27 protein-coding genes and 1 riboswitch are annotated in these 25,793 nt (G+C 75.1%); of the genes, 17 read left to right on the top strand and 10 right to left on the bottom strand.

The genetic code is table 11. The features are described 5' to 3' along the window. Window positions 1-44: 44 nt before the first annotated feature. The 3 genes from ACF068_RS25210 (at window position 45) to ACF068_RS25200 (ending at window position 2,393) form a co-directional block, all read left to right on the top strand. Complete coding sequence (locus tag ACF068_RS25210; RefSeq protein WP_392276564.1) at window positions 45-926, top strand: N-acetylmuramoyl-L-alanine amidase; 882 nt, start codon at window positions 45-47, stop codon at window positions 924-926. Window positions 927-1,088: 162 nt separating this feature from the next. Next, on the top strand, window positions 1,089-1,922 hold the full coding sequence (locus ACF068_RS25205; RefSeq protein ID WP_392276563.1) for a hypothetical protein: 834 nt from the start codon (window positions 1,089-1,091) through the stop codon (window positions 1,920-1,922). 177 nt (window positions 1,923-2,099) lie between these two features. Beyond that, the gene (locus ACF068_RS25200) at window positions 2,100-2,393 is read left to right on the top strand and encodes a hypothetical protein (protein WP_392276562.1); all 294 of its coding nucleotides are present in this window, start codon (window positions 2,100-2,102) and stop codon (window positions 2,391-2,393) included. Window positions 2,394-2,420: 27 nt separating this feature from the next. Here ACF068_RS25200 and ACF068_RS25195 read toward each other — a convergent pair whose 3' ends face one another. From ACF068_RS25195 to ACF068_RS25185, 3 genes are read right to left on the bottom strand one after another with little or no spacing between them, the layout of a single operon-like run. Next, a complete protein-coding gene (locus tag ACF068_RS25195) occupies window positions 2,421-3,494 on the bottom strand; it encodes a prenyltransferase (protein WP_392276561.1) in 1,074 nt (357 codons plus the stop codon). Beyond that, window positions 3,491-4,225 (bottom strand): class I SAM-dependent methyltransferase, encoded by a 735-nt coding sequence (locus tag ACF068_RS25190; protein ID WP_392276560.1) that lies wholly within the window; start codon window positions 4,223-4,225, stop codon window positions 3,491-3,493. Before ACF068_RS25190 ends, ACF068_RS25195 begins: the two co-directional genes overlap by 4 nt. 55 nt (window positions 4,226-4,280) lie before the next feature. Beyond that, window positions 4,281-5,585, bottom strand: a complete 1,305-nt coding sequence (locus ACF068_RS25185; protein ID WP_392276559.1) for a glycosyltransferase family 4 protein — start codon at window positions 5,583-5,585, stop codon at window positions 4,281-4,283. A gap of 218 nt (window positions 5,586-5,803) precedes the next feature. Here ACF068_RS25185 and ACF068_RS25180 point away from each other — a divergent pair, with 218 nt between their 5' ends. Next, complete coding sequence (locus ACF068_RS25180) at window positions 5,804-6,442, top strand: TetR family transcriptional regulator (protein WP_392276558.1); 639 nt, start codon at window positions 5,804-5,806, stop codon at window positions 6,440-6,442. An 11-nt stretch (window positions 6,443-6,453) separates the two neighbouring features. Here the strand turns inward: ACF068_RS25180 and ACF068_RS25175 are convergent, their stop codons facing one another. Further along, a complete protein-coding gene (locus ACF068_RS25175; RefSeq protein WP_392276557.1) occupies window positions 6,454-7,023 on the bottom strand; it encodes a hypothetical protein in 570 nt (189 codons plus the stop codon). Between the two features lie 123 nt (window positions 7,024-7,146). Beyond that, window positions 7,147-7,377, bottom strand: coding sequence for a ferredoxin (locus ACF068_RS25170; RefSeq protein ID WP_392276556.1), 231 nt, complete (start codon window positions 7,375-7,377; stop codon window positions 7,147-7,149). A gap of 11 nt (window positions 7,378-7,388) precedes the next feature. After that, a riboswitch (cobalamin riboswitch) is annotated at window positions 7,389-7,459 on the top strand. 134 nt (window positions 7,460-7,593) lie between these two features. Between ACF068_RS25170 and ACF068_RS25165 the strand changes: the two genes are divergently transcribed. The 8 genes from ACF068_RS25165 (at window position 7,594) to ACF068_RS25130 (ending at window position 14,895) form a co-directional block, all read left to right on the top strand. Then, the gene (locus ACF068_RS25165) at window positions 7,594-8,892 is read left to right on the top strand and encodes a prenyltransferase/squalene oxidase repeat-containing protein (RefSeq protein ID WP_392276555.1); all 1,299 of its coding nucleotides are present in this window, start codon (window positions 7,594-7,596) and stop codon (window positions 8,890-8,892) included. After that, window positions 8,892-9,569, top strand: a complete 678-nt coding sequence (locus tag ACF068_RS25160; protein WP_392276554.1) for an SCO2322 family protein — start codon at window positions 8,892-8,894, stop codon at window positions 9,567-9,569. The genes ACF068_RS25165 and ACF068_RS25160 overlap by 1 nt, the downstream gene beginning before the upstream one ends. Beyond that, window positions 9,566-10,666: an energy-coupling factor transporter transmembrane protein EcfT gene (locus ACF068_RS25155; RefSeq protein WP_392276553.1), complete on the top strand. Its 1,101-nt coding sequence runs from the start codon at window positions 9,566-9,568 to the stop codon at window positions 10,664-10,666. Before ACF068_RS25160 ends, ACF068_RS25155 begins: the two co-directional genes overlap by 4 nt. After that, on the top strand, window positions 10,663-12,468 hold the full coding sequence (locus tag ACF068_RS25150; protein ID WP_392276552.1) for an ABC transporter ATP-binding protein: 1,806 nt from the start codon (window positions 10,663-10,665) through the stop codon (window positions 12,466-12,468). The genes ACF068_RS25155 and ACF068_RS25150 overlap by 4 nt, the downstream gene beginning before the upstream one ends. Continuing rightward, window positions 12,432-13,328 carry an ECF transporter S component gene (locus ACF068_RS25145; RefSeq protein WP_392276685.1) on the top strand — a complete coding sequence of 299 codons (897 nt, stop codon included), beginning with the start codon at window positions 12,432-12,434 and terminating at the stop codon, window positions 13,326-13,328. The genes ACF068_RS25150 and ACF068_RS25145 overlap by 37 nt, the downstream gene beginning before the upstream one ends. A 287-nt stretch (window positions 13,329-13,615) precedes the next feature. Further along, window positions 13,616-14,017 carry a transglycosylase SLT domain-containing protein gene (locus tag ACF068_RS25140; protein ID WP_392276551.1) on the top strand — a complete coding sequence of 134 codons (402 nt, stop codon included), beginning with the start codon at window positions 13,616-13,618 and terminating at the stop codon, window positions 14,015-14,017. 30 nt (window positions 14,018-14,047) lie between these two features. After that, the gene (locus ACF068_RS25135; protein ID WP_392276550.1) at window positions 14,048-14,173 is read left to right on the top strand and encodes a hypothetical protein; all 126 of its coding nucleotides are present in this window, start codon (window positions 14,048-14,050) and stop codon (window positions 14,171-14,173) included. Between the two features lie 53 nt (window positions 14,174-14,226). Continuing rightward, complete coding sequence (locus ACF068_RS25130; protein WP_392276549.1) at window positions 14,227-14,895, top strand: O-methyltransferase; 669 nt, start codon at window positions 14,227-14,229, stop codon at window positions 14,893-14,895. A 24-nt stretch (window positions 14,896-14,919) separates the two neighbouring features. On the opposite strand, the gene ACF068_RS25125 is transcribed toward ACF068_RS25130, so the two are convergent. Further along, window positions 14,920-15,675: a hypothetical protein gene (locus ACF068_RS25125; protein WP_392276548.1), complete on the bottom strand. Its 756-nt coding sequence runs from the start codon at window positions 15,673-15,675 to the stop codon at window positions 14,920-14,922. Continuing rightward, on the bottom strand, window positions 15,648-16,292 hold the full coding sequence (locus ACF068_RS25120; protein ID WP_392276547.1) for a hypothetical protein: 645 nt from the start codon (window positions 16,290-16,292) through the stop codon (window positions 15,648-15,650). The genes ACF068_RS25125 and ACF068_RS25120 overlap by 28 nt, the downstream gene beginning before the upstream one ends. A gap of 108 nt (window positions 16,293-16,400) precedes the next feature. Here ACF068_RS25120 and ACF068_RS25115 point away from each other — a divergent pair, with 108 nt between their 5' ends. Continuing rightward, window positions 16,401-16,895: a GNAT family N-acetyltransferase gene (locus ACF068_RS25115; protein ID WP_392276546.1), complete on the top strand. Its 495-nt coding sequence runs from the start codon at window positions 16,401-16,403 to the stop codon at window positions 16,893-16,895. 57 nt (window positions 16,896-16,952) lie between these two features. Here ACF068_RS25115 and ACF068_RS25110 read toward each other — a convergent pair whose 3' ends face one another. Continuing rightward, a complete protein-coding gene (locus ACF068_RS25110) occupies window positions 16,953-19,001 on the bottom strand; it encodes an MFS transporter (protein WP_392276545.1) in 2,049 nt (682 codons plus the stop codon). A gap of 407 nt (window positions 19,002-19,408) precedes the next feature. On the opposite strand from ACF068_RS25110, the gene ACF068_RS25105 reads away from it, so the two are divergent. Together ACF068_RS25105 and ACF068_RS25100 are read left to right on the top strand one after the other, a co-directional pair. Further along, window positions 19,409-20,155, top strand: a complete 747-nt coding sequence (locus ACF068_RS25105; RefSeq protein WP_392276544.1) for a peptidoglycan-binding protein — start codon at window positions 19,409-19,411, stop codon at window positions 20,153-20,155. Window positions 20,156-20,441: 286 nt separating this feature from the next. Further along, on the top strand, window positions 20,442-21,122 hold the full coding sequence (locus tag ACF068_RS25100; protein ID WP_392276543.1) for an HAD family hydrolase: 681 nt from the start codon (window positions 20,442-20,444) through the stop codon (window positions 21,120-21,122). 34 nt (window positions 21,123-21,156) lie between these two features. On the opposite strand, the gene ACF068_RS25095 is transcribed toward ACF068_RS25100, so the two are convergent. Together ACF068_RS25095 and ACF068_RS25090 are read right to left on the bottom strand one after the other, a co-directional pair. Continuing rightward, window positions 21,157-21,741, bottom strand: a complete 585-nt coding sequence (locus tag ACF068_RS25095) for a TMEM165/GDT1 family protein (protein WP_392276542.1) — start codon at window positions 21,739-21,741, stop codon at window positions 21,157-21,159. A 268-nt stretch (window positions 21,742-22,009) separates the two neighbouring features. After that, window positions 22,010-22,789: an ABC transporter permease gene (locus ACF068_RS25090; protein WP_392276541.1), complete on the bottom strand. Its 780-nt coding sequence runs from the start codon at window positions 22,787-22,789 to the stop codon at window positions 22,010-22,012. 187 nt (window positions 22,790-22,976) lie between these two features. On the opposite strand from ACF068_RS25090, the gene ACF068_RS25085 reads away from it, so the two are divergent. Both ACF068_RS25085 and ACF068_RS25080 read left to right on the top strand, forming a co-directional pair. Next, window positions 22,977-23,621: an HNH endonuclease family protein gene (locus ACF068_RS25085; protein ID WP_392276540.1), complete on the top strand. Its 645-nt coding sequence runs from the start codon at window positions 22,977-22,979 to the stop codon at window positions 23,619-23,621. Between the two features lie 392 nt (window positions 23,622-24,013). Beyond that, complete coding sequence (locus ACF068_RS25080; protein WP_392276539.1) at window positions 24,014-25,690, top strand: alkaline phosphatase D family protein; 1,677 nt, start codon at window positions 24,014-24,016, stop codon at window positions 25,688-25,690. The last annotated feature ends 103 nt before the right edge of the window (window positions 25,691-25,793 follow it).

Genomic DNA, 25,793 nt, shown 5'->3' with positions numbered 1-25,793 from the left:
CGCCGGTCCGGCCCGATCGGCAAGACACGACCTAGCATCGGGGTGTGCACGAGAACGACAGCCCACCGGCCCCGCGCCCGCCCCGCCGGCGCGGGCTCACCCTGACGGTCGCCGCGCTGGTGCCGGCCGCGCTGGCGGGGTGGCTGGTCTGGGGCGTGACGAGCGGTCCGGCGAAGAGCGTCCCGCACGGGGCGCGGCCGGCGCCGGGGCCGTCCGCTCCGTCGCCCGCCGCCCCGGGCCCCTCCCCGGCGGCGCCGCTCGCCGGCCGGACGGTGGTGATCGACCCCGGCCACAACCCCGGGAACTTCCGCCACGCCCGGGAGATCGGCCGGCAGGTGGACATCGGAACGAACCGCAAGGAATGCGACACCACGGGGACGTCCACCGACTCCGGCCACACGGAGGCCGCATTCACCCTGGATGTTTCACACCGTCTTCGCACCCTGCTCCAGGAGCAGGGGGCGACCGTGACGCTGACCCATGACGCGGACCGCCCGTTCGGCCCGTGCGTCGACGAGCGGGCCCGGATCGGGAACGCCGCGGAGGCGGACGCCGTGGTGTCCGTCCACGCGGACGGCTCGGCCGCCGGCAACCGCGGGTTCCATGTGATCCTGCCCGCCCTGGTCAAGGGCGGCGGGGCGGACACGGCCCGGATCGTCGCCCCGTCCCGTGACCTCGGGCGGGCCGTGGCACGGCAGTTCGCGGCGGCCACCGGCAGCGCCCCGGCCAACTACATCGGGGACGGAACGGGTTTGGACGTCCGGAAGGATCTGGGCGGACTGAATCTGTCGACCGTGCCCAAAGTGTTCGTCGAATGCGGCAATATGCGTGACCCGAAGGACGCCGCATTGCTGACAGACGCGGCATGGCGGCAGAAAGCGGCCCGGGGAATCGCCGCCGGCATCGCCACCTACCTGCGGGACTAGGTCCGGCGGGCGGTAGCCTGCCGGGGGCCCGGGGTAGCCCCGGACCCGTACCGCATCCGTACGATGGGGCCCGGCCACCCCCGTGCACCGCGCCACCCCGACGAGACGAACCGAGAAGGACTCTTACACGTGAACATCCGCTCCCTCACTCGAGGCGATGGCGTGGTGATCGGAGCAGCGGTGGTGCTGTTCATCGCCTCGTTCCTCGGCCTCACCAGTTTCGACTGCCCCGCGGGGGTCGACTGCTCCGGCTTCGAGAGGCGCAACGCCTGGGACGGCCTGGGCCTCCTGATGAGCATGTTCCTCTCCGGTGTCATCGGGGCGGCGCTGATCGTGGTCGGGCGGGCGATGCCCGGCCGCCGGATCGCGGGGATCGACCTGGGCCAGTTCGGCGTGGCCTTCTGCATCTTCGCGCTGTGGACGGCGTTCTGGACCATCATCGACATGGACGCCGACGCGGGCGCCGGCATGATCCTGGGCCTGCTGGCCACGATCGCGCTCGCCGCCGCCGCGGTGGCGGCCCCGCTGGTCCCGGCGCTGAAGGCCCCGCTCGTGGGCGCCCCGCGTCCGCAGCAGCCGCAGCCCTACGGCGGGCAGCCGCAGGCCGGTTACGGCTACCCCGGCGCCCAGCAGCAGCCGTACGGCGGCCAGCCCCAGGGTGGCTACGGCTACCCGGGCGCGTCGCAGGCCGGCCAGCCGCCGGTGCAGCCGCAGCCGGCCAAGGTCGACCAGCAGCCGCCGTCCCAGGGCGGTCAGCCGCAGGGCGGCGCTCCGGCGCCGCAGCCGGCGGGCGCCTCGGACTTCTCGCCGTTCTGGTTCGCCGTGCCGGTGGCCCGCCCGCTGTACGCGGAGGACGGCTCCCCGACGCCGATCGCGGAACTGGCGCCCGGTACCTGGTACCTGGCGGTGGAACAGCGCGGCCAGGGCCTGGTGGCCCAGACGCAGGACGGCCGCCGCGGTGTGCTCCAGGACACCACGGGCATCCAGCGCGGCTGAGCCGCGCGTCCGCGTACGGCCCCTCGCCCTTCCGGGCGGGGGGCCGTCGCCGTACGGCCGCCCGGCCCGGAGGTGACCTGCCGTCAAAAAGCGTGGCGGGCATACGGCTCCCGGCCGGCCTCAACGGCTGGGCGAAGGAGCCGGTTTCGGGCGTCGGGGAGCGGCAATCCGTACCGCATGTCTCCCCGTCACCGGAACGGAAGCGCATCGGCGGCCACCGCGATAGTGGTCGTCGCCGACGTCATGGCCGCCATCATCGGCCTGTGGATCCTGATGTACCTCTTCGACGCCAACCGGGCCAACGACCTGGTGCAGTTCGTGCAGAACGCGGCCCGCTGGCTGGCCGGCTGGTCGCACGACCTGTTCACGTTCGACGCGGCCTGGCTGCGGGTCGTGGCCGGCTACGGGCTGGCCGCGCTCGTGTACCTGCTCCTCGGCCACGCCCTGGCCGGCCGGCTGCGCCGGTACTGACCCGGACGAGCCGTCCGGGTCCTGCCGCTAGCCGCAGCAGTCCGGCGCCAGACCCTCGGGGAGGCGACCGCCGCCGAACACCGCGGTGGTGGCCTCGTCCCCGCCGAGGGCCGCGACGGCGAGCAGCAGGGAGCCCGCGGTCCAGGTGGTGAGCTCCTCGGGCCAGACGGCGCGCTCGCCCTCGAAGACGTAGCCGGTCCAGTACATGCCGCCCGGGGCACGGAGGTGGCCGATGGACTGGAGGATCTCCAGGGCACGGTCGGACTCGCCCATCGCCCAGAGGGTGAGGGCCAGTTCGCAGCTCTCGCCGCCGGTGACCCACGGGTTGGGCAGGACGCAGCGCACGCCCAGGCCGGGGACCACGAAGTCGTCCCAGGCGCTCTCGATGCGCTCCTTGGCCGCCGCGCCGGTGACGGCGCCGCCGAGGACCGGGTAGTACCAGTCCATGGAGTAGCGGTTCTTGTCGAGGAAGCGCTCGGGGTGGTGGCGGATGGCGTGGGCGAGCGCGCCCGTGGCCAGTTCCCAGTCGGGCTGGGGCTCCTCGCGTTCCTCGGCGATGGCCAGGGCGCAGCGCAGCGCCTGGTGGATGGAGGAGGAGCCGGTGAGCAGGGCGTCGGTGACGGGGGTGCCGTCGGGCTCGCGCTTCCAGCCTATCTGGCCGCCGGGCTGCTGGAGCCGCAGGACGAACTCGACGGCCGCGTAGACGGCCGGCCACATCCGGTCGAGGAAGGTGTCGTCGCCGGTGGCGAGGTAGTGGTGCCAGACGCCGACCGCGATGTAGGCGCAGAAGTTGGTCTCGCGGCCGTGGTCGGTGACCCGGGTGGGGTCGCCGTCGTGGTAGGCGGCGTACCAGGAGCCGTCGTCGTTCTGGTGGCGGGCGAGCCACTCGTAGGCGCGCGCGGCCGCGTCGTGTTCGCCGGCCGTGTCCAGGGCCATGGCGGCCTCGGTGTGGTCCCACGGGTCGAGGTGGTGGCCGCGGAACCAGGGGATGGCGCCGTCCTCGCGCTGGACGGCGAGGATGCCGGCGACGGTCTCGGCGGCCTGCTCGGCGGTGAGGACGCCGGGCAGGACGAGGTGTTCGGTGCGTTCGGGGGAGGTCACTTGGCGTCCGCCGCGGGGTGGTGCGGCTTGGTCGCGTACGCCACGAAGCTCTTGCCCAGGACGGGGTTGAGGGCCCGCTCGGCGAGGCGGGTGGCCAGCGGCTTCTTCATGATGTCCCAGACCAGCAGCTTGTGGTACGCGCGGACCGGCAGCGCCTTGTCGTTGTCGACGCCGAACGCGCACTTGAGCCACCAGTAGGGCGAGTGGAGCGCGTGCGCGTGGTGGGTGCCGTACGGCTTGAGGCCGGCCTCGCGGATCCTGGCGAGGAGCTCGTCGGCCTTGTAGATGCGGATGTGGCCGCCCTCGACCTCGTGGTAGGCGTCGGAGAGCGCCCAGCAGACCTTCTCGGGGCCGTAGCGGGGGACGGTGACGGCGATGCGGCCGCCGGGCTTGAGGACGCGGACCATCTCGGCGAGGACGCCCTTGTCGTCCGGGATGTGCTCCATGACCTCGGAGATGATCACGACGTCGAACGACTCGTCGGGGAAGGGCAGGTTGAGGGCGTCGCCCTCCATGGCGGTGGCGGTGGCCCCGGCGGGTGCCTCACCGGCCTCCTTCATGGCGGCGAACCACTTGGCGACCTCGCGGATCTCCTCGCCGTTCTGGTCGAGGGCGACGACCTGGGCCCCGCGCCGGTAGCACTCGAACGCGTGCCGCCCGGCCCCGCAGCCCAGGTCGAGGACGCGGTCGCCGGGGGCGAGCGGGAAGCGGGTGAAGTCGACGGTCAGCACGGGGACGGCCTGCTTTCACGGAGGAGGGGGGTGGGTGTGCGGGAGGGCTGGGGGGTCACCGGCGGGCTCCGCGCGCCGCGATGGCCTCGCGGTACAGCTCGGCCGTGCCCTGGGCCGCTCGGGCCCAGGTGAACCTGTCCAGCACCCGGGCGCGGCCGGCCGCGCCGAGGCGCGTACGGAGGTCGGGGTCGCCGAGCAGCCGGCCGAGGGCGGCCGCGAGGGCGCCCGCGTCGCCGGGCGGGACGGCCAGGCAGGTCTCGCCGTCGGGGCCCGCGACCTCCGGGATGGCGCCGCCGGTGGTGGCGACCAGGGGGGTCCCGGTGGCCATCGCCTCGGCGGCGGGCAGGGAGAACCCCTCGTACAGCGAGGGGACGCAGGCCACCTGGGCGCCCCGGTAGAGGTCGACGAGCTCGGCGTCGGTGACGCCCTTGACGAACCGGACGGCGCCGTCGAGGCCGTACCGCTCGATGGCCTGGGCGACCGGTCCGTCCTCGGCGCGCTTGCCGACGACGACGAGGTGGGCGTCGGGGTTCTCGGTGCGCAGCTTGGCGAGCGCCTCGACGAGGTGGACGAGGCCCTTGAGCGGGACGTCGGCGCTGGAGGTGGTGACGATCCGGCCGGGGACCCGGGGGACGGCCGGGTCGGGCGACCACAGGTCGGTGTCGGCGCCGATGTGGACGACGCGGATGCGGTCCTGGCGTACGCCGAGGTGTTCGACGATCTCGTCGCGGGAGGTGCCGGAGACGGTGAGCACCGACGGCAGGCGGCGGGCGACCCGCTTCTGCATGCGCGTGAAGGCGTACCAGCGGCGGACGGAGGCGCGGCGCTTCCAGCCCTCGGCGGCGTCCAGGTCCAGGCGCCGGTCCACCGTGATGGGGTGGTGGACGGTGGTGACGAGCGGGGCGCCGATGTCACCGAGGAGGCCGTAGCCGAGGGTCTGGTTGTCGTGGACGACATCGAAGTCGCCGCGGCGGGCGGCCAGGTGGCGGCGGGCGCGCAGCGAGAAGGTGAGGGGTTCGGGGAAGCCGCCGGTCCACATGGTGGCGACCTCAAGGGCGTCGATCCAGTCCCGGTACTCGCCGCGTCCGGGGGTGCGGAAGGGGTCGGGCTGCCGGTAGAGGTCGAGGCTGGGCAGCTCGGTGAGCGGCACGCCCTCGTCCAGGACGGGGTAGGGCTGGGAGCCGATCACCTCGACGTGGTGGCCGAGGCGGGCCAGTTCGCGGGACAGATGGCGTACGTAGACGCCCTGGCCGCCGCAGAACGGGTTGCCCTTGTAGGTGAGGAGCGCGATGCGCAGCGGGGCGTCGTCGCCTCCGGTGACACCGCCGCGGGGGCCTGCCTCTATGGCCTCAGCGGTCACTCGCGGCCCCCTTCTGCCTTGCGTTTCGCCGGAGCGTAACCGGTCGCGCTAATCTAGAACAAGTTTCAGACTTGATCGTTCGAGGAGCTTCGAATCTACCGGCAGGTAGCGCCGCTGTGAGAGCCGGAACAGGTGATTCACGCCACGACGGGGCGCCGGGCGGAGCCGGCCCGTGCGCACGCCGGCAGGCCGCGGAACGGAACAACGGAACGGGACACATGACAGGGGACGTCAGACCGGCCTCGCCACCGCTCACCGAGCGCCAGGAGGCGCGCCGCCGCCGGATCCTCCACGCCGGCGCGGAGCTCGCCGGCCGGGGCGGATTCGACGCGGTGCAGATGCGCGAGGTCGCGGAGGCCGCCGGAGTCGCGCTGGGCACGCTGTACCGCTACTTCCCGTCCAAGATCCACCTGCTGGTGGCCACCATGCAGGACCAGCTCGACCACCTGCACACGACGCTGCGCAAGCGGCCCCCGACCGGACGGGCGGCGTCGGAGCGGGTGGCGGAGACGCTGATGCGCGCCTTCCGCGCCCTCCAGCGGGAGCCGCACCTGGCGGAGGCGATGGTGCGGGCGCTGACGTTCGCGGACCGCGGCGTGAGCGCGGAGGTGGACGCCGTCTCGCGGCGGACGACGGCGATCATCCTGGACGCCACGGGTCTGGAGCACCCGACGCCGCAGCAGCTCGCGGCGGTGCGGGTGATCGAGCACACCTGGCACTCGGCGCTGATCGCCTGGCTGTCGGGCCGGGCGTCGATCGCCCAGGTGAGGATCGACATCGAGATGGTGTGCCGTCTGATCGACCTGACGGCGCCGGACGCGGCCCCGGGCGGGGACGGGGCCGCTGGACCGTCCTGAGCGGGCCGCCTTCAGCGCGCGTTCTTGTTCTTCTCCAGGTCCTCCTGGAAGAGCTTCTCGCAGGTGGGGCTGGAGTCGGTCGCGATGAACGACACCATCAGGAAGCCGCCCTGTCCGTGGTGGCTCGCCTTGAGCGTCCAGCCGCCCTTCCGCAGCGAGGTGACGACCGACCCCTTCTGGTCGAACTGCTGCGACTCCTTCCAGCCGCCCTTGCCGAGGGCCGCGACGGTGGCGTCGTAGGACTTCCTGGAGTCGGTGGCCTTCTTGTCGTCGACCTGCCAGGAGACCATGCACGGCTTGAGGGCCGGCGGGACGTCCTCGTCCGAGGGCTCCTCGGTGAAGCCCGCCGCCGTGGCCGCGGCCGAGATCTCCTTCGTCACCGCCGCGGCGTCCAGGCCGTCGCCCGCTTCCGCACCGGCCCCCGCACCCGCCGGGGTGCGGGACGCGGGCGTGGCCGTCCCGCCGTCCGTACCGCCACCGCCGCAGCCGGCGACCAGCAGCGCCACACCGGCGGCCGCGGCCGCGCCCCGCCAAGCCCTCGACGTCACCCGGGCGGGGACGACTCCCATCGCCTTGCGCATGAGACACCCAATCCTGCGTGCACGCGGGCCCCGTGCCCCCGTGATCAAGGCAGCAGTTTCGCACGGAGGTACGGGGCATTCCGGGCAGCGACGGGCGCAGCGCGCCGTTCCTCCGTCACTCCTTCACCCTTCGGCGGGCGGGAAGACCGGTTCGCCGCCGTCCGCCGTGACGAGGGTGATCGCGTCGACCGGGCATCCCTGGGCGGCGGCGAGGTGCTCCCCACCCGACCGGGTGCCGTCGCCGGGCCCGGTGCACGGGGGCCGCGCGGAGCCGGTCCCGGGCCGCGACGCCGTGACGTACGTCGCGTGGGGGCCGTCCTGACCCGCCGGTAGAGTGAGCGCCGTCGTCATCATGCCCCGTACGGGGGGAAGCCGGTGCAAATCCGGCGCTGACCACGCAGCCGTGAGACCGCTTCGGCGGTGAGCCGGAATGCCCCGTGCGAGCACGTGTTCGGCTCGTGTCACCGGGACCCTGAGCCCGGTGACCGGCACCGTCGAGGAATACGGAGCCGGAGCCTGGTGCCCTTCGCGTACCGGTGCCCGGTTCCCGCAGGAGAGGCCACCGTAGCCATGACCACCGTTCGCGTACGCCACGGCGCCGCCGCGCTCGCCGCGGCCGCCGTCCTGCTGTCCGGCGGCTCCCCGGCCGCCCACGCGGCGCCGTCACCGGCCCCCTCCCCCTCCCCCACCGTCCCCGCCGGGCTCTACGGCACGAAGGACCCCACCTACGACGGTGTGTGGCGCCAGTCCCTGGCCTTCATGGCCCAGCAGGTGGCCGGGGTGGAGCCGAACCGCAAGGCGGTCGACTGGCTGCTGGGACAGCAGTGCGACAGCGGCGGCTTCGCCTCCTACCGCCCCGCCCCGGCCACCACGTGCGGACCGGGGACGACACTGGACACCAACGCCACCGCCGTCGCCGTCCAGGCCCTGTCCGGCGTCGACCGGCCCGAGGCCGCCGAACCCGGCACCGATCCGGTCAGCAAGGCCATCGACGCGGGCGCCGCCTGGCTGAAGGGCATGCAGAACAAGGACGGCGGCTGGGGCTACAACCCCGGTTCCCCCAGCGACGCCAACTCCACCTCGATCGTCGTCAGCGCCCTCGCCGCGACCGGCCACCGGCCCGGCGACGTCCGCTCCGCCGGCGGCCGCACCGCGTACGACGCACTGCTCGGCCTGGCGATCCCGTGCGACGCCAAGACCGGCGCGGGCGCCTTCGCCTACCAGCCGGACCCGAAGACCGGCGCGCTCGTCGCGAACGGCGACGCCACCGCCGCCGCCGTCCTCGCCGGGCTCGGCAAGGACCTCCAGACGCGCGGCGCCGAGCCGGAGCAGGAGCCGACCTGCCGGGCCGCGGGCGCGCCGTCGGCCGAGCGCGCCGCCCGCAACGGCGCCGCGTACCTGGCCGGCGCCCTCGCCCGCGGCGGCCACCTCGACCTCCCGCCCATGCCCGGAGCCGCCACCACCGCGCCCCGGCCGGACGTCGGCAACACCGCCGACGCCGTGATCGCGCTGGGCGCGGCGGGGCACGCCGAGCGGGCGGCCCCGGCCGTCGACTGGCTGCGGAAGAACGCCGCCCCCTGGGCCACCGAGAACGGCCCCGCCGCCTGGGCCCAGCTCGTCCTGGCCGCCCATACCGTGGGCGCGGACGTCCACGACTTCGGCGGGGTCGACCTCGTCCAGCGGCTCAACGCGACGGGACCGGCACCGGCCTCGCTGCCCCTGGAGCGGAAGGACCGGGACAAGGACGACGAGCAGGACCGGGCGGCCGACGAGGAGGAGGGCTCCGACGTCTGGCTGGTCGTCGCCGTCTTCCTGGTCGCCGGCATGGGCATCGGGTTCCTGCTCAGCGGACGCAAGCGGCAGCGCTGATGCGGGCCCGCTCGCTGACCCTGCTCCTCGCGGTCTGCGCGGTGCTGCTCGGCGTCGCCGGGCCCGCCCGGGCGGCCGGCTACCGCTACTGGTCGTTCTGGGAGAGCGACGGCGGCCGGGGCGCCTGGACGTACGCCACCCAGGGCCCGGCCACCGCCCGGCCCGCCGACGGGGACGTCAACGGCTACCGGTTCGCGGTGAGCGCCGACTCCCAGGACGCCCAACGGCCGCGGCGGGCACCCGGCTTCGCCGCGATCTGCGGTACGGCACCCGCGGCGGACGGCACCAAGCGGGTCGGAGTCGTCATCGACTTCGGCACGGCGGCCGACGCGCCCGACGGCGCCGGCCGGCCGCCCGGGCCGCGTGCGGCGTGCGCGCGGGTGCGGGCCGACGCGACCGCGGCGGAGGCGCTCGCCGCCGTCGCGAAACCGCTGCGGTACAACAGCCAGGCGCTGCTGTGCGCGATCGCCGGGTATCCGCGGACGGGCTGCGGCGAGCAGGTGTCGGAGCCGGCCGGGCAGCCCGGCGGCGCGGGTGCGGCGGGCGGCACCGGCGGGCGGAAGGAGCCCGTCGCCGGGGAGCCGGAGGACTCCGGGCCGTCCGTGGGGACGGTCGCCGGAGTGGCCGCCGTCGCCGTCCTGGGCCTCGCCGCCGGGTGGCGGGCCCGCCGCCGATGAGCCGCGCTCCCCTGGGCCCGCGCCCTCCCGAGGCGAACCGCTCCAACGCCCTGCACCCGGGCGCCTGGTGGCTGTGGGCCCTGGGCCTGGCCGTGGCCGCGTCCCGCACCACCAACCCGCTGGTGCTGGGGCTGCTGGTCGGCGTGGCCGGCTACGTGGTGGCCGCCCGCCGGACCGACGCGCCGTGGGCCCGCTCGTACGGGGCGTTCGTCCGGCTCGGGCTGGCGGTGCTGGTGGTCCGGCTGGTGTTCTCGGTGGTCCTCGGCTCGCCCGTACCCGGCACCCGCGTCCTGGTGACCCTGCCCGAAGTCCCGCTGCCCGACTGGGCGCAGGGGGTGCGGATCGGCGGGCGGGTGACGGCCGAGCAGCTCGTGTTCGCCCTGTACGACGGGGCGAAGCTGGCGACGCTGCTGATCTGCGTGGGCGCGGCCAACGCGCTGGCCAGCCCGGCCCGGCTGCTGAAGTCGCTGCCGGGCGCGCTGTACGAGGCCGGGGTCGCGGTGGTCGTCGCGATGACGTTCGCGCCGAACATGGTGGCCGACGTGGCGCGGCTGCGGACGGCGCGGCGGCTGCGCGGCCGGCCGACGGGCGGGGTGACGGCGGTGCTCCAGGTGGGGCTGCCGGTGCTGGAGGGTGCGCTGGAGCGGTCGGTGGCGGTCGCCGCGTCGATGGACGCGCGGGGGTACGGGCGGACGGTGCCGGTTCCGCGCGCGGTGCGGCACGCCACCACGGCCCTGACGCTGGGCGGGCTGCTCTGCGTGTGCGTCGGCGGATACGGGCTGCTGGCGGCGTCCGGCGGTGCGTACGCGGTGCCGCTCGTGGTGGCCGGGGTGGTGATGGTCCTGGTGGCGCTGCGGCTGGGCGGCCGCCGTTCGGCGCGCACCCGGTACCGGCCCGACCGGTGGGACGCCCGCGCCTGGCTGGTGGCCGGGTCGGGCGCCACGGTGGCGGCCCTGCTGATCGCCTCCGACGCGCCGGGGCTGCACCCGGGCGTCGTTCCGCTCGCCGCGCCCGGCCTGCCGCTGTGGCCGGCGCTGTCCGTTCTGGTGGGCTTGCTGCCCGCGTTCGTGGCCCCGGTGCCGAAGGAGTCCGTGTGATCCGGTTCGAGAACGTGACGGTGACGTACGCCGGTGCCGCCGCGCCCACGCTGGAGGGGGTCGACCTGACCGTCCCGGAGGGCGAGCTGGTGCTGCTGGTGGGCCCGTCCGGGGTGGGCAAGTCCACGCTGCTGAGCGCGGTGTCGGGGCTGGTCCCGCACTTCACGGGCGGCACCCTGCGGGGCCGGGTCACGGTCGGCGGCCGGGACACCCGCACCCACGCGCCGCGTGAACTGGCGGACGTGGTCGGCACCGTGGGCCAGGACCCGCTCGCGCACTTCGTCACGGACACGGTGGAGGACGAGCTGGCGTACGGGATGGAGTCGCTGGGCCTGGCTCCCGCGGTGATGCGCCGCCGGGTGGAGGAGACGCTGGATCTGCTGGGCCTCGCCTCCTTGCGGGACCGGCCGATCGCCACGCTGTCGGGCGGCCAGCGGCAGCGGGTGGCGATCGGCTCGGTGCTGACGCCGCACCCGCAAGTGCTGGTGCTGGACGAGCCGACGTCGGCGCTGGACCCGGCCGCCGCGGAGGAGGTCCTGGCGGTCCTCCAGCGGCTGGTCCACGACCTGGGCACCACGGTGCTGATGGCCGAGCACCGGCTGGAGCGGGTGGTCCAGTACGCCGACCGGGTCGCCCTGCTGCCGGCGCCCGGCGCCCCGGTGGTCGTTGGCCCGCCCGCCGAGGTCATGGCGGTGTCGCCGGTGCACCCCCCGGTGGTCGCCCTCGGCCGGCTGGCGGGCTGGGACCCGCTGCCGCTGTCGGTACGGGACGCCCGGCGCCGGGCGGGCGCGCTGCGGGAGCGGCTGGCGGGCCGCTCGCCCGTGGCGCCCGTGCCCGCGCCCGTTGACGGCGGTCTCGTTGGCGGCGGTCTCGTTGGCGGCGGTCCCGTTGGCGGCGGTCCCGCGCCCGTGCCCGCGCGGGGCGTACGGGTGGCGCTGGGCCGGCTGCTGCGCGGCGCGGGCGCACCGGACCCGGGCGGGCCGGGCGGCGCGGCCGGCCGGGGCGCCGGGGGCGGGACCGGCCCGGACGGCAGCGGCTCCGGCGGCACCGGCCCGGTGGCCGCCGGGGTGCGGGGCCTGGGCGTGCGGCACGGGCGGGTCGAGGCGCTGCGGGACGTGGCCCTGGAGGTACGCGCCGGGGAGACCGTGGCGCTCATGGGCCGCAACGGAGCCGGCAAGTCGACCCTGCTCGGGGCGCTGGTGGGGATGGTCGAGCCCGCCTCGGGCACGGTCCTCGTGGGCGGCCGGGTCCCGCACCGCACGGCGCCGCGCGAGCTGATCCGGCACGTCGGGCTGGTCCCCCAGGAGCCGCGCGACCTGCTGTACGCCGACACCGTCGCCGCCGAGTGCGCGGCCGCCGACGCCGACGCGGGCGCCGCGCCGGGGGCCTGCCGGGCGCTGGTGACGCGGCTGCTGCCGGGCGTCGCGGACGGCACGCACCCTAGAGACCTGTCGGAGGGGCAGCGGCTGGCGCTGGCCCTGGCGGTGGTGCTGACCGCCCGGCCACCGCTGCTGCTGCTCGACGAGCCGACCCGGGGGCTGGACTACGCCGCGAAGGCGAGGCTGGTCGGTGTGCTGAGGGAGCTGGCGGCCGGCGGGCACGCCATCGTGATGGCCACGCACGACGTGGAGCTGGCCGCCGAGCTGGCGCACCGGGTCGTCGTCCTGGCCGACGGGGAGGTCGTCGCGGACGGCCCGACGCACGAGGTGGTCGTCTCCTCCCCGGCCTTCGCCCCGCAGGTCGCGAAGGTGCTGGCCCCGCAGCCCTGGCTGACCGTGCCGCAGGTGGAGGCCGCCCTGTGAGCGCCCGTCCGGTGCGCCTGGGGCCCCGCTCGGTCGCCGCCCTCGTGCTGGTCGGCGCCGTCGGCGTCGTCGCCTTCGGCTGGCCGCTCCTCGCGGACGGCGGGTCCGTCCTGGCGGGCCGCTCGCAGGAGGCGCCCTGGCTGCTGGCGGTGCTGCTGCCGCTGCTGGTGGCCGTGGTGGTGGCGACGATCGCCGACTGCGGCATGGACGCCAAGGCAGTGGCGATGCTGGGGGTGCTGGCGGCGGTCGGCGCCGCGCTGCGGCCGCTGGGCGCCGGCACGGCGGGCCTGGAGCCGATGTTCTTCCTGATGGTGCTGAGCGGGCGGGTCCTCGGGCCCGGGTTCGGGTTCGTGCTGGGCGCGGTGACCATGTTCGCGTCGGCGCTGCTGACCGGCGGGGTGGGCCCGTGGCTGCCGTTCCAGATGCTGTCGATGGGCTGGTTCACCCTGGGCGCCGGGCTGCTGCCGGGGGCGGAGCGGCTGCGTGGCCGGGCCGAGCTGCTGCTGCTGGCGCTGTACGGGGCGGTGGCGGCGTTCGCGTACGGGACCGTCATGAACCTCCAGGGGTGGGTCACCCTCCAGGGCATGGGCAGCGGGATCTCGTTCCAGCCCGGCGATCCGGTGCGGGAGAACCTGGTGCGGTTCCTCGCGTACTGCGCGGCGACGTCGCTCGGCTGGGACCTGGGGCGTGCCGTGCTGACCGTGGTGCTGATGATGACCATCGGATCCACGGTCCTGAAGGCGCTGCGCCGGGCGACTCGGCGGGCGTCCTTCGAGGCCCAGGTCACATTCGAAGGCGACATAAGGGCGGTTTCCGCCCCGAAAGGGCGTGATGAGGGTGAAGCACCCCACAGGACCTAGGTCACATACGAACCGGGTTAGTGGGGCGGGACGGGCGGTCTTCCGGCCCCGGGCTTCCCGTGGTGACGTGCACTGATCGCCGACGGGCCGGGGGGAGTCCTTCCTCCCCGAGTCCGGCCCCGCCTAGTACCGGGGGTGCTTGCCGCGGCCGAACCGCCCTGCTTCTCTGGTGATGTCGCCGGGCGCAGCTCGCATCGCAACGCCCCTGGCAGCCACCTTCCCCCGCCCCCCGGCGTGGTTCCGGCATGCCTCCGCGACTCCCCGTGTCCCCGACGTTAGGTCGCTACGTGTTCCGCTCGCTCGCCAGCCGTTTCTCCGCCCGTCCCAAGTCCATCGCCGCCGGCGCCGCCGTGCTGCTGGGTGCCACCGGCGCCGTGCTGGGCACCACCGGTCCGGCTTCGGCCGCCTCCGCGCAGGACATCGCGAAGAAGATGGTCCCGGCGGGTCAGTACCAGTGCTTCAGCAAGATCGTGGAGCACGAGTCCGGCTGGAACCCCAGCGCCACCAACGCCTCCTCCGGCGCGTACGGCCTGGTGCAGGCCCTGCCGGCCTCGAAGATGTCCTCCGCCGGCGCCGACTGGAAGACCAACCCCGCCACCCAGATCGAGTGGGGCCTGGACTACATGAACGACCGCTACGGCAGCCCGTGCGGCGCCTGGAACTTCTGGCAGTCCAACGGCTGGTACTGAGCCGCCCCGCCCCGATGACGCGAAGCCCCGGTGAACACCGTTCACCGGGGCTTTCCCGTGTTCCGGCCGGTCTTCGGCGCCCCCGGGCCCGGCCTGCCGCTGCCCGCCGGGCTGCCGGTGCCGGCGCACATCGCGGCCCTCGCCGGACGCGGGTGACACGGCCGGATACGTACGGCCCCGCGGGCGGGGCGTGCCGTACGTTCGGCTGTATGAGCCAAGAGCGATGGACCGCCGTGGACGACTACCTCACCGACATGCTGGCGCCCGCCGACGAGGCACTGGCCGCCGCCCTCGCCGACAGCGACGCGGCGGGGCTGCCCGCGATCGGCGTCACGCCGCCGCAGGGCAAACTGCTGCACCTGCTGGCCCGTACGCAGGGCGCCCGCACGATCCTGGAGATCGGCACGCTCGGCGGCTACAGCACCCTGTGGCTGGCCCGCGCACTGCCGGCGGACGGCAGGCTGGTCTCGCTGGAGTACGACCCCCGGCACGCCGACGTCGCCCGGGCGAACCTCGCGAGGGCGGGGCTCGACGGGGTGGCCGAGGTCCGGACGGGCGCCGCCCTCGACACGCTGCCGAAACTGGCCGAGGAGGGCGTGGGCCCGTTCGACCTGGTCTTCATCGACGCCGACAAGCCGAACAACCCCCGGTACGTCGAGTGGGCGCTGCGACTGACCCGGCCGGGCAGCCTGGTCGTCGTGGACAACGTGGTACGCGGCGGCGCGATCACCGACGAGTCCTCGACGGACCCGGCGGTGATCGCGACACGTGAACTGTTCGACCTGGTGGCCCGCGATCCGCGGCTGGACGCCACGGCGCTCCAGACGGTCGGCGGGAAGGGGTACGACGGGATGCTGATCGCCCGCGTGGCGGCCTGACCGCCCCTCGTCGCCCCCGGCGGGTCACACCTTGAGCAGGCGCTCCGCCATGGCGCGGTAGGCCTGGAGCGTGATGCGCAGCCGCTCCGTGTCCGGCTCCTCCTCGTCGTGGTCCCAGTCGGCGCGCAGCGCCCGGCGGTGCTCGGCCAGCGCGGTCGTGAGGTGGTCCGCGGCCGCGTCCAGCACGTCGGCGGCCTCCTTCACGGACCGGTGCGGGCCGTCGACGAAGTCGGTGAACGCCTGGTGCAGGCGCGCGGCGAGCTCGTCCCGCACGCTCCGCGCCACCAGCGGCTCCGACACCCCCGCCACCCCGCGGGCGCCCGTCCCGTCGGGGGAGTCGGCCCCGGTACGGGAGTCGGCACCGGCGTCGGTGTCGGGACGGGAGTCGGTGTCGGGACGGGAGTCGGCCTCGGCGTGGGCCTCGTGCAGGGTGCGGACGTCGGCGCCGGTGTGGACGCCGGGCCCGCCGGGCGTCCCGGAATCGGTGGGGTCGCCGGGGCCGGTGTCGGGGGCGACGGGCGTGACCGGCACGACCGGGGCGACCGGCGCGACCGGATCCGGTGAGGTGCGGGGCTTCGGGGGCACAGAGGCGTCCGGGGCCCCCGCGCGGTCGGACGCCCGGGGGTCCGTGCCCGAGGCCGGGTCCGGGTGGGTGCCCGGAGCGGTGCCGGGGTCCTTGTGCGCGGCGCCGGGGGCCGGGTCGGCGTGCGTGCCGGTGGCCGCGTGCGGGTCCAGGGGGTTGCGGGCGGACATCAGGCACCACTCCCCTTCGGCTGCCACGGGGCGTGCACCCGGTGGGCGCGCCCGGCCTGACGGCGCGGGGCGTGCCGGGCGTGGTCCTCGGGGTGCTCGGTCACGAGTTCCTCGAAAAGCCGCCGCGCGTCCAGCATGGCGCCGCGCAGCTCCTCGGTACCGACGTTGGTGGTGTGGCCCTCCAGCCGGGCGGTGCGGTGCACCCGGCGGTAGCCGTCGACGTGTTCGGCGTGGTGCACCGACAGCGCGGCGACCTGCTCCTCGTACGCGGACGCCGCCGGGAAGCCGCGCTCCTCGGCCAGCCGGGCCAGGAGCCGGTCCGCCTCGGTGACGGCCTGGCGCGGCGCGTCGACGAACTGCTCCTGGAGACCGGCCCACAGGGCCACGTACCGCTCGCGGGCCTCACGCGTCAGCGGCCGGGTGCGCAGGTCGCCGTGGCGGTCGACGCGCTCGGCGAGTTCGCGCTCGGCGGCCTTGGTGTCGCCGTCGTGCCGGGCGACGGTCCGCTCGTACTCGGGGCCGAACCGGCGCTTCAGGCCACGGCCGCGTCGCCCGCCGGCCCTGCCGGGCCCGGCGTACAGGACCGCGGCCACGACGGCGACGAAGACGACGACCAGAGCGCCGACGATCAGGACAGTGGACATGACTGTCTTCCCTCGATCCGGGGGTCGGGGTTCTTCCGTGTCTGTTCGACGGCCGTGTTGCCGCTAATACGTTGGCCAAACGGCGGGCCGGTCGGATAGGGACGCACCATGACGAACCCCAACTGGACCGTCCGTCCCGAGCGTTACGACAGCCCCGATGCCACCGCGCTGCGCGTCGACTACTACTACGACGTGGCCGCCCGCTACTACAACCGGCCCATCACGGCGGAGGAGATCGACGACGGGATCCTCAACGAGGGCCTGGACCGGCTCGCCCCGCCGACGGGCCGGTTCGTCGTCGGCCGCGCGAACGGGGAGCCGGCGGCGTGCGGCGGGGTGGTCCTGCTGGACGCCGGACGGGCGGAGCTCACCCGGGTCTTCGTGCGCCACGCCTTCCGCGGCACCGGCGGCGCCGCACTGCTGATGGACGCCCTGGAGGAGGCCGCGACCAAGCTGGGCGCCCGGCGCGTCGTGCTCAACACCCGGCTGGACCTCGTCGAGGCGCGGGCGCTGTACACCCGCCACGGCTACCGCGAGATCCCGGCGTACCGCGAGGGCCCGTACATGGAGGTCTGGTACGGCAAGGAGCTGCCCACCCGATAGGGAGTGTCCGCGACACCGCCTACCGGGCGGGACTTCGCGGACACGACCCGGGCGCGGTCAGGCCGTATGGTCCCGGCGGGGGGCGGCGGTCCGCGGCCGTTCCTGGCGGGAGCCGCACAGTTCGGCCGTCAGCTCCTCCACGAGCCGCACCAGGTCGGTCGGCCGAGCCGGCCCCCACCAGTCGCCGAGCAGCTCCGCCAGGGACTCCTCGCGGGCGTGGGCGAGCCGGCCGGCGACGTCCATGCCCTCGTCGGTCAGCAGGAGCTGGAGACCCTCGCGGCGCACCAGGTGCCGCTCCTCAAGCTGCCGGGCGGCCTCGGTGACGGCCCTGATCGGTACGGGGGTGGTGTCGGCGAGCCGGGCGGGCTCCACGGCGCCGTGGCGGCGCACCCGCAGCAGCAGCCAGCTCGCGGCGGGCAGCAGGTCCAGGCCCGCGCGGGCGGTGATCCGCTCGTAGATCTCCTTGCGGCCCTCGCGGGAGCCGAGCACCGACAGGGCGCGGGCGCACTCGTCGTACGAGGAGCGCTCGACGGGGTTGGAGGCCACGGTCTGGCTGGGATCGGGCGCGGTGACGGCGCCGCGCAGCCGGTCCTCCCGCAGCAGCCAGGCGACGGCGAAGGCGAGGACGACGACGGGCGCCGCGTACAGGAAGACGTCGGTGATGGAGGTCGCGTACGCGTGCAGGACGCCGGGGCGCAGGTCGGCCGGGAGCGCGGCGATGGCACGCGGGTCGGCGGCGAGCCGGTCGGGGCCGGTGCCGGGCGGCAGTTCGCGGCCGGCGAGGGCGTCGGCGAGTTTGCCGGTGAGCCGGTTGGTGAAGACGGTGCCGAAGACGGCGACGCCGAAGGACGCCCCGATGGAGCGGAAGAACGTGGCGCCGGAGGTGGCGACGCCGAGGTCCTCGTACGCGACGGCGTTCTGCACCACCAGCACCAGGACCTGCATGACGAGGCCGAGTCCGGCGCCGAAGACGAAGAAGTAGAGGCTGATCTCGCCGTCCGAGCTGGTCTCCTCCATGCGGTGCAGCAGGACCAGACCGAGCGCGGTGACGCCGGTCCCCACGATGGGGAAGACCTTCCAGCGACCGGTGCGGCTGACGATCTGGCCGGAGGCGGTGGAGGTGATCAGCATGCCAAGCACCATCGGCAGCATGTGCACCCCGGACATGGTCGGAGTGACCCCCCGTACGACCTGGAGGAAGGTCGGCAGGTAGGTCATCGCGCCGAACATCGCGAAGCCCACGACGAAGCTGATGACGGAGACGAGCGTGAAGGTGCGGATCCGGAACAGCTTCAGCGGCAGGACGGGCTCGGCGGCACGCCGCTCGACGCGCACGAACCAGACGAGGAGGACGGCGCCGAGGACGGCGAGGCCGATGATCGGCGCCGATCCCCAGCCCCAGGTGGTGCCGCCGAGGGACGCCACGAGGACGAGGCAGGTGGCGACCGAGGCGATGAGGACGGTGCCGAGGTAGTCGATGGCGTGGCGGCTGGAGCGCACCGGGATGTGCAGGACGGCGGCGATGACGAAGAGGGCGACGACCCCGATGGGGAGGTTGATGTAGAACACCCAGCGCCAGGAGAGGTGCTGGGTGAACAGCCCGCCGAGGAGCGGTCCGAGGATGCTGGTGGCCCCGAAGACGGCGCCGAACAGGCCCTGGTACCTGCCGCGCTCCCGCGGCGGGACGAGGTCCCCGACGATCGCCATGGACAGCACCATCAGGCCGCCGCCGCCCAGGCCCTGGACGGCGCGGAAGGCGATGAGCTGCGGCATGTTCTGCGCGATGCCGCACAGGGCCGAGCCGATGAGGAAGATGACGATGGCGGTCTGGAAGAGCTTCTTGCGCCCGTACTGGTCGCCCAGCTTGCCCCACAGGGGCGTGCCGGCGGTCGAGGCGAGCATGTAGGCGGTGACGACCCAGGACAGGTGCTCCATGCCGCCGAGTTCGCTGACGATGGTCGGCAGGGCGGTGGAGACGATGGTCTGGTCGAGTGCCGCCAGCAGCATGCCGAGCAGCAGGGCGCCGATGGCCACCAGGACGGTGCGCCGGTTCTGCCCCTGTCCTGGGGCGGGGCCGGTGGCCGGGGTGGTCACTTCCTGCGCCATGGCTTCTCCCTCGTCGTCTCGCGGGCCGTGGTCGCCGGGGCGGTGGTCGTGCGTCGCCGTGCCCCGCGCGGGCCGTGGCCGCGCGGGGCCGTGATCGGCGCGTGGCCGTGGTCCGCCGGGCGACGGGTCGGACGCGTACCCCTCGTACCCTCATCCCATCCTGGGTGCTTCGTCCCGATACGGCCCGCCGAACGGTGCCGGAGAGGCGGAGGATGGTCCTCCGGAGGGCCCGGCGGGCTGCATAATCGCTCGCAGTTCAAGGGGAGGGGCCCACATTGACGGGACAGGTGTGTCCTGAGTGCGACGGTGACTGCGGTTGTGCCTCCACGGAGGACACGCTGGGCATACGTCCGTACGTGAACCTCCGGGCGGAGCACGGCGGGGGGCCGGCGTCGCCCGTGTCCACCATGCCGTTGTACGTGCCGCTGGAGCCGGAGCTGGTGCCGCTGGCGGAGGCGGGGCCGTCGCACGGCGCCCGGGCCGGGGCGCGCGCCCGGGCCCGGGCGGAGGCGCGGTCCAGGAGCCGCGCGCGCCGCCCGTACGCCGTGGTGGGCACCGTGGCCGCGGTGCTCGCGGTGGTGGGCGTGGCGGGCTTCGCGGGCGGGCTGTTCGGCGGGGACGGGGAGGCGGACCGGGTGCTGCCCGACCTGGGGCCCAGCACGCCCGCGTGGCCGAGCGCGCCCGAGGGCCCGCCGGAGACGTCCGGACCGGCGTCGCCCTCGGTGTCCCCCTCCGCCTCGGCGTCCTCGTCGGCCACCGTCTCCGCGTCCGCCTCCGCGTTCGTGTCCGCTTCCCCGCCGGGGGCCGCGACGACCACGGCGCCGGCGTCCGCGCCGGCCACCGCGAGCGGCACCCCGAAGGACCGGGCGAGCGTCTCGGCGTCGCCGCTGCGCAGCCGTGGGCCGGTCCAGGAGCCGTCGCCCGGGGAGCCGGTGACGCTGGCGCGCGGCGACCGGGGCCCGGAGGTCGCGGAGTTGCAGCGGCGGCTGCGGGAGGCGGGCCTGTACGACGGGCCGATGAACGGCCGCTACAACGACCAGGTGGAGTGGGGCGTCGGCCAGTACCAGGAGGCCCGCGACCTGGAGGGCGACGAGTGGGGCGTGTACGGCCCGGAGACCCGCCAGTGGCTGGAGTCCGAGACGACGGGGCGCTGACCGGGGGCCGGGGGCGCTGACCGGGGGCCGGGCCGGGGTCACGACGCGGGCCGGCCGCTGACAGGGGCGGGGCCGGGGCCGGGTCGGCCGCTGACGAGGCCGGGCCGGGGCCGGGTCGGCCGCGGACGGGGCCGGGACGGGGGCCGGGACGGGGGCCGGGGGGCGGACTGGCATCTGGGCGCTCGGTTTTGTATCGTGGAAGAACAAAGTGGTCCCGCCCGTATACCCTGACCGGCGGGCGGGCCACTTCGTTCCCTTTTCTCCCCATCCCCCGTGGAGATCGCCGATGCCGGCCGCCCCTTCCCCCTCCGTCCTGACCACCCGCGCCCTCCTGCTCGACATGGACGGCACGCTCGTGAACTCGGACGCGGTGGTGGAGCGCTGCTGGCGCCGCTGGGCGCTCCGGCACGGCCTGGACCCGGAGGAGGCCCTGAAGGTCGTCCACGGCCGCCAGGGGTACGCCACGATGGCCGTCCTCCTCCCGGACCGCCCCATGTCGGAGAACCACGCCGACAACCGCGCGATGCTCGCGGAGGAGACCGCCGACCTGGACGGGGTCGTGCCGGTCGGCGGTGCGCCCGCGTTCATGGCCGCCGTCGCCGGGCTGCCGCACGCCCTGGTCACCTCGGCCGACGGGCCCCTCGCCCGAGCCCGCATGGGCGCGGCCGGGCTGCCCATGCCGGAGGTGCGGGTGACCGCGGAGTGCGTGGGCGCGAGCAAGCCGGACCCGGAGGGGTTCCTGAAGGGCGCGGCGGAGCTGGGCTTCGGGCCGGCCGACTGCGTGGTGTTCGAGGACTCCGAGGCGGGCATCCAGGCCGGCCGCGCCGCCGGGATGCGGGTGGTGGGCGTGGGCCCGCGCGCCGGCGCGTTCGGCCCCGACGTCCACGTACCGGACCTGACGCATGTACGCGTGGAGGCGGTGGAGGCGGACGGCGTCACCGCGATCCGCCTCCACATCACCGCGTAGCCCCTGCGTCACCGCGGCGGGCGCCGCCCGGGGGTCAGGGCGCCAGGGCCTCGTACAGGCTGAAGCCCGCCAGTGCCAGCATCAGGCAGGCGGCGACCCTGGTGATCAGCCGCAGCGGTACGTACCTCATCAGCGTCCGGCCGCCGAGGATGCCGATGCCCGCGACCGCCCACAGGGCGAGTACGGCGCCGATGCCCACGGAGAGCGGGTCGTCGTAGCGGGCGGCCAGGTTCGCGGTCATGATCTGCGTCAGGTCGCCGAACTCCGCGACCAGGATCAGCATGAAGCCCGCCCCGGAGACCTTCCAGAAGGACTGGTCGGCCGGGGCCTTGATGTTCTCCTCGTCGTCGCCGCCCTTCCGCAGCAGCAGCACGGCCGCCCCGGCCAGGAACAGCACGCCGACCAGGGCCTGCACCAGCCGGTGCGGCAGGAGGGTCAGGACGCTGCCGGCGGCGACGGCGAGCACCACGTGGACCGCGAAGGCGGCGGCGACGCCCACGAAGACGTAGGACGCGCGGTAGCGGGTGCCCAGCATGAGGCCGGCGAGGGCGGTCTTGTCGGGGAGTTCGGCGAGGAAGACGACGCCGAAGGTGATCGCCATGATCGTGAGGCTGAGCACGGGATGGGTTCCTCTGTCGGTCGGGCTCCGCCGGGCCGAGAAGAGACGTCCAGGGGTCGCTCCGGCACGGCGGCGCCATGGATGTGGGCATGGCACTGCTGTTGCCGAAGGTCTCGCTGGCCCGCCGGTCCGGCGTGCCTCCGGGCGCCGGCCGGGCACAGGGCCCGGCAGTATGTCGACGTTCCGGCGAAGAGCTACTCCCCTTCTGCTCCGTCCAGGGTACGTGATCTGCGCACCCGCCCCCTCGCGGGCCGCCTCCCCTCGCAGGTCACCGCCCGCCGCCCGCCGCTCCCCCGTCACCCCGTCCCCCGGAGCCGCCCCGGTGCAGCCTGCCCCGCGCCACCAGCTCCAGGGTCGCCGCCACCGCCACGCCCTGCACCGCCATCAGCCCCACCAGCACGAATAGCTGCACCGCCCCGGCCTGGAGCGGGGACGCCCCGCCCAGCAGCATCCCGACGAACGCGCCCGGCAGCGTGACCAGCCCCACCGTCCTGGTCTGGTCGAGCCCCGGCAGCAGCGCGTCCGCGGCCGCCTCCCTGGCCACCTCCAGCCGCGCGTCCCGTTCGGTCAGCCCGATCGCCAGCCCCGCCTCGACCTCGCCGTGCCGGGTGCCCAGCTCGTCCAGGGCGCGCCGCCCGCCGAGCACCGTCGCGGTGAGCGCCCCGCCGATGAGGATGCCCGTCACGGGGACCAGGGCGATGCCCCGGAGCGGGACGAGCCCGGTGAGCACCAGCGCGGCGACCACCGGGACGACCCCGGCGGCGATGGGTACGGCCGCCCACCACCAGGTCCCGTTGGGCGTGACGCGGCGCCCGGCGGTGCGGACGGCGACCGCGTACATGAGCAGCAGGAAGGCCAGCAGCGCCGGTACGGAGCGGACGACCCATCCGATGACCAGGGACACGGCGGCGAGCTGCACCGCGGCCCGCACCCCCGCGGTGACCACCTCGCGCGGCGCCCGGAGGTGGGCGAGCGCCGCGACGGTGGCGGCGAGGGCGAGCAGGACGGCCAGAACAGCCGCGAACGTGGCATTGACGGGCAGCAGCACACGTCAACCCTAAAGCGGGACAAGGCAGGTGGCGGGACGTCAGAAAGAGGGAAGAACCCTTGATGTGACGTGCGCATGTCGTCACTCTGTAACCCGGCGCATCCTCCGGGGCAACCTGGCGCCGCCACGATGACCGAGCCGTCCGAACGGCGGCCGGCACCACCCCCACATCCCAAGGGAGTCACCCATGTCCGGTGTCTACGCGCGTCGAATAGCCGTGCTCGCCGCTTCCGCCGCCCTCACCGTCACCGGCGCCCTGGCCACCGCCCCCGCCGCCCAGGCCGCCCCGCCCACCCCGGTCAGCGCCGCGACCGCCCGCAGCTACCTGGGCCAGCTCACGGTGAAGGCGGAAGGTTCCTCCACCGGCTACAGCCGCGACCTGTTCCCGCACTGGATCACCCAGTCGGGCAGTTGCAACACCCGCGAAGTGGTCCTCAAGCGCGACGGCGTGAACGTCGTGCAGGACGGGAGCTGTGCGGCGGTCAGCGGCAGCTGGTACTCCGAGTACGACGGCGCCACCTGGCACGCGGCCGCGGACCTCGACATCGACCACGTGGTGGCCCTCTCCGAGGCCTGGCGCTCCGGCGCCAACGCCTGGACCACCTCGCAGCGCCAGGCCTTCGCCAACGACCTGACCCGCCCGCAGCTCATCGCGGTGACGGACAACGTCAACCAGGCCAAGGGCGACCTCGACCCCGCCGAGTGGCTCCCGTCCCGCACCGCGTACCGCTGCACTTACGCGCGGATGTGGGTACACGTGAAGTACCACTACAAGCTGAGCGTGGACTCGGCCGAGAAGAGCGCGTTGCAGTCGGTCCTCAACGGCTGCTGACCGCTCCCGGCTCCGCGGGCGGCCGCCGGCCGCCCGGTGTGCGGTGGGCCCCGGCGGCCCGCGTACGCCCGACCGGCCCACCGGCCGCCCGGTACGGCCCGGCCGCCCGGTACGGCCGGCGGGCCGGGCGGGTCCGGCGGGCGTACGGCGCCGTGAGGTGGGCAGACGGAGGGCGTGCGGCGCCGCGGACGGACGCCGTGCGGCGCGGGCGGCGGTGACGTCGCGCGGCGGCGGCCCCGCCGCCCGTACCGTACGAGGTACGAGTACGAAGTACGGGCGGGTCGCCGGAGCCGGCGCCGCCAGGGCCGGTACCGCCCGCCGGGCCGGCGGGCACGACGAGTCGGCAAGTCGGTAAGTCGGCGAGTCGACGACTTCGACGGAGGAGGCCGGGCATGGCAGCCGGACTGCGGTTGGGACCACTCCTGCGGTACGTCGACTGGGACCGCGGCGACCGCGCGACGGTCTGGGTCGAGGCCGACCGGCCCTGCGAGGCCGAGGTGCGGTGCGCCGACGGCGCCGGCGGCCGCAGCCGGACCTTCCAGATCGCCGGGCACCACTACGCCCTGATCGCCGTCACCGGCCTGACACCGGGGAGCACGACCCCCTACGAGGTGCTGCTCGACGACAGCCCGGTCTGGCCGCCCACCGACCCCGGCCACCGCTACCCCGCCAGCACCATCAGCACGCCCCTGCCCGGCGCCGGCGAGCTGCGCGTCTCCTTCGGGTCCTGCCGCTGGGCCGCGCCGCCCGCGGGCGGCGACGACCCGGTCGGCCCGGACGCGCTCGACACGCTCGCCACCCGGCTGGCGTCCGACCCCCGCGCCGTACGCCCCGACGTGCTGCTCCTGCTGGGTGACCAGGTGTACGCGGACGAGACGTCGAAGGACACCCGCCGCTGGCTGGCCGGCCGCCGGGACCTGCGCCAGGAGCCGGGCGCCCAGGTCGCGGACTACGAGGAGTACACGCACCTCTACTACGAATCGTGGCTCGACCCCGGGGTGCGGTGGCTGCTGTCCACCGTCCCGAGCTGCATGATCTTCGACGACCACGACGTGATCGACGACTGGAACACCAGCGCCTCCTGGGTGGCCGACATGCGCCGCAAGGGCTGGTGGCGCGAGCGGATCCTCAGCGGGCTGATGTCGTACTGGGTCCACCAGCACCTGGGCAACCTCTCCCTCGACGAGCTGGAGACCGATCCGCTGTACGCGGCCGTCCGTGCCGCCCCGGACGGGACGGAGCTGCTGCGCGCCTTCGCCGAGGAGGCCGACGCCGACCCGGCCCGGGTGCGCTGGAGCTACCGGCGGGACTTCGGCCGTACGCGGCTGGTGATGACCGACAACCGGGCCGGGCGCGTGCTGGACGAGCACAAGCGGGCGATGCTCGACGAGGACGAGGAGCGGTGGCTCGCCGAGCAGATGCCGTCCGGCGGGGACGAGTGCGACCACCTGCTGCTCGGGGCCTCGCTGCCGTGGCTCCTGGCCCCGATGATGCACGAGGCGGAGAACTGGAACGCCGCGCTCTGCCGCGGGGAGCGCGGCGAGCGGTGGGCCCGGCTGGCGGAACGGGTGCGCCGGGCCGCCGACCTGGAGCACTGGGCGGCCTTCCCCGACTCCTTCGAGCGGCTCACCCGGCTGCTCGCCGAGGTGGGCAGCGGGCCGGCCGCCCCGGCGACGGTGTGCGTGCTGTCGGGCGACGTGCACCACGCGTACGTCGCCGAACCCGAGTGGCCGGAGGGCGTCCCCCCGGCGTCCGCCCGGATCGTCCAGTTGACCTGCTCGCCGGTGCACAACCGGATCCCGCGGCCCCTGCGGCTGGGGTTCCGCCTGAGCTGGAGCCGCGCGGGGCGGCGGATCGGCCACGCGCTGCGGCGGCACGCCCGCACCGGGCCCCCGGTCGTCGACTGGCGCCGCACGGGCGGGCCGTGGTTCGGCAACCAGCTCATGACGCTCACCCTCGACGGGCGGTCGGCGGAACTGCGGCTGGAGCACGCGGCGGCGCGGAGCCGTGACGGGAGCCCCGCCGAGCTCCGTACCGTGCACGAGCGGTCCCTGACGGCGGGCCGCTGACACGGGCGGTTGCTGAGACGCACGGGGCGTGCGCGGCCGGAGCGGCCGCCGAGAGGGACGGGGCGTGCGCGGCCGGAGCGGGGCGTGGGCGGCCGGAGCGGGG

Source organism: Streptomyces sp. NPDC016309 (assembly GCF_043077235.1).
Taxonomy (GTDB): domain Bacteria; phylum Actinomycetota; class Actinomycetes; order Streptomycetales; family Streptomycetaceae; genus Streptomyces.
This window is presented reverse-complemented; position numbering and strand designations above follow the sequence as displayed.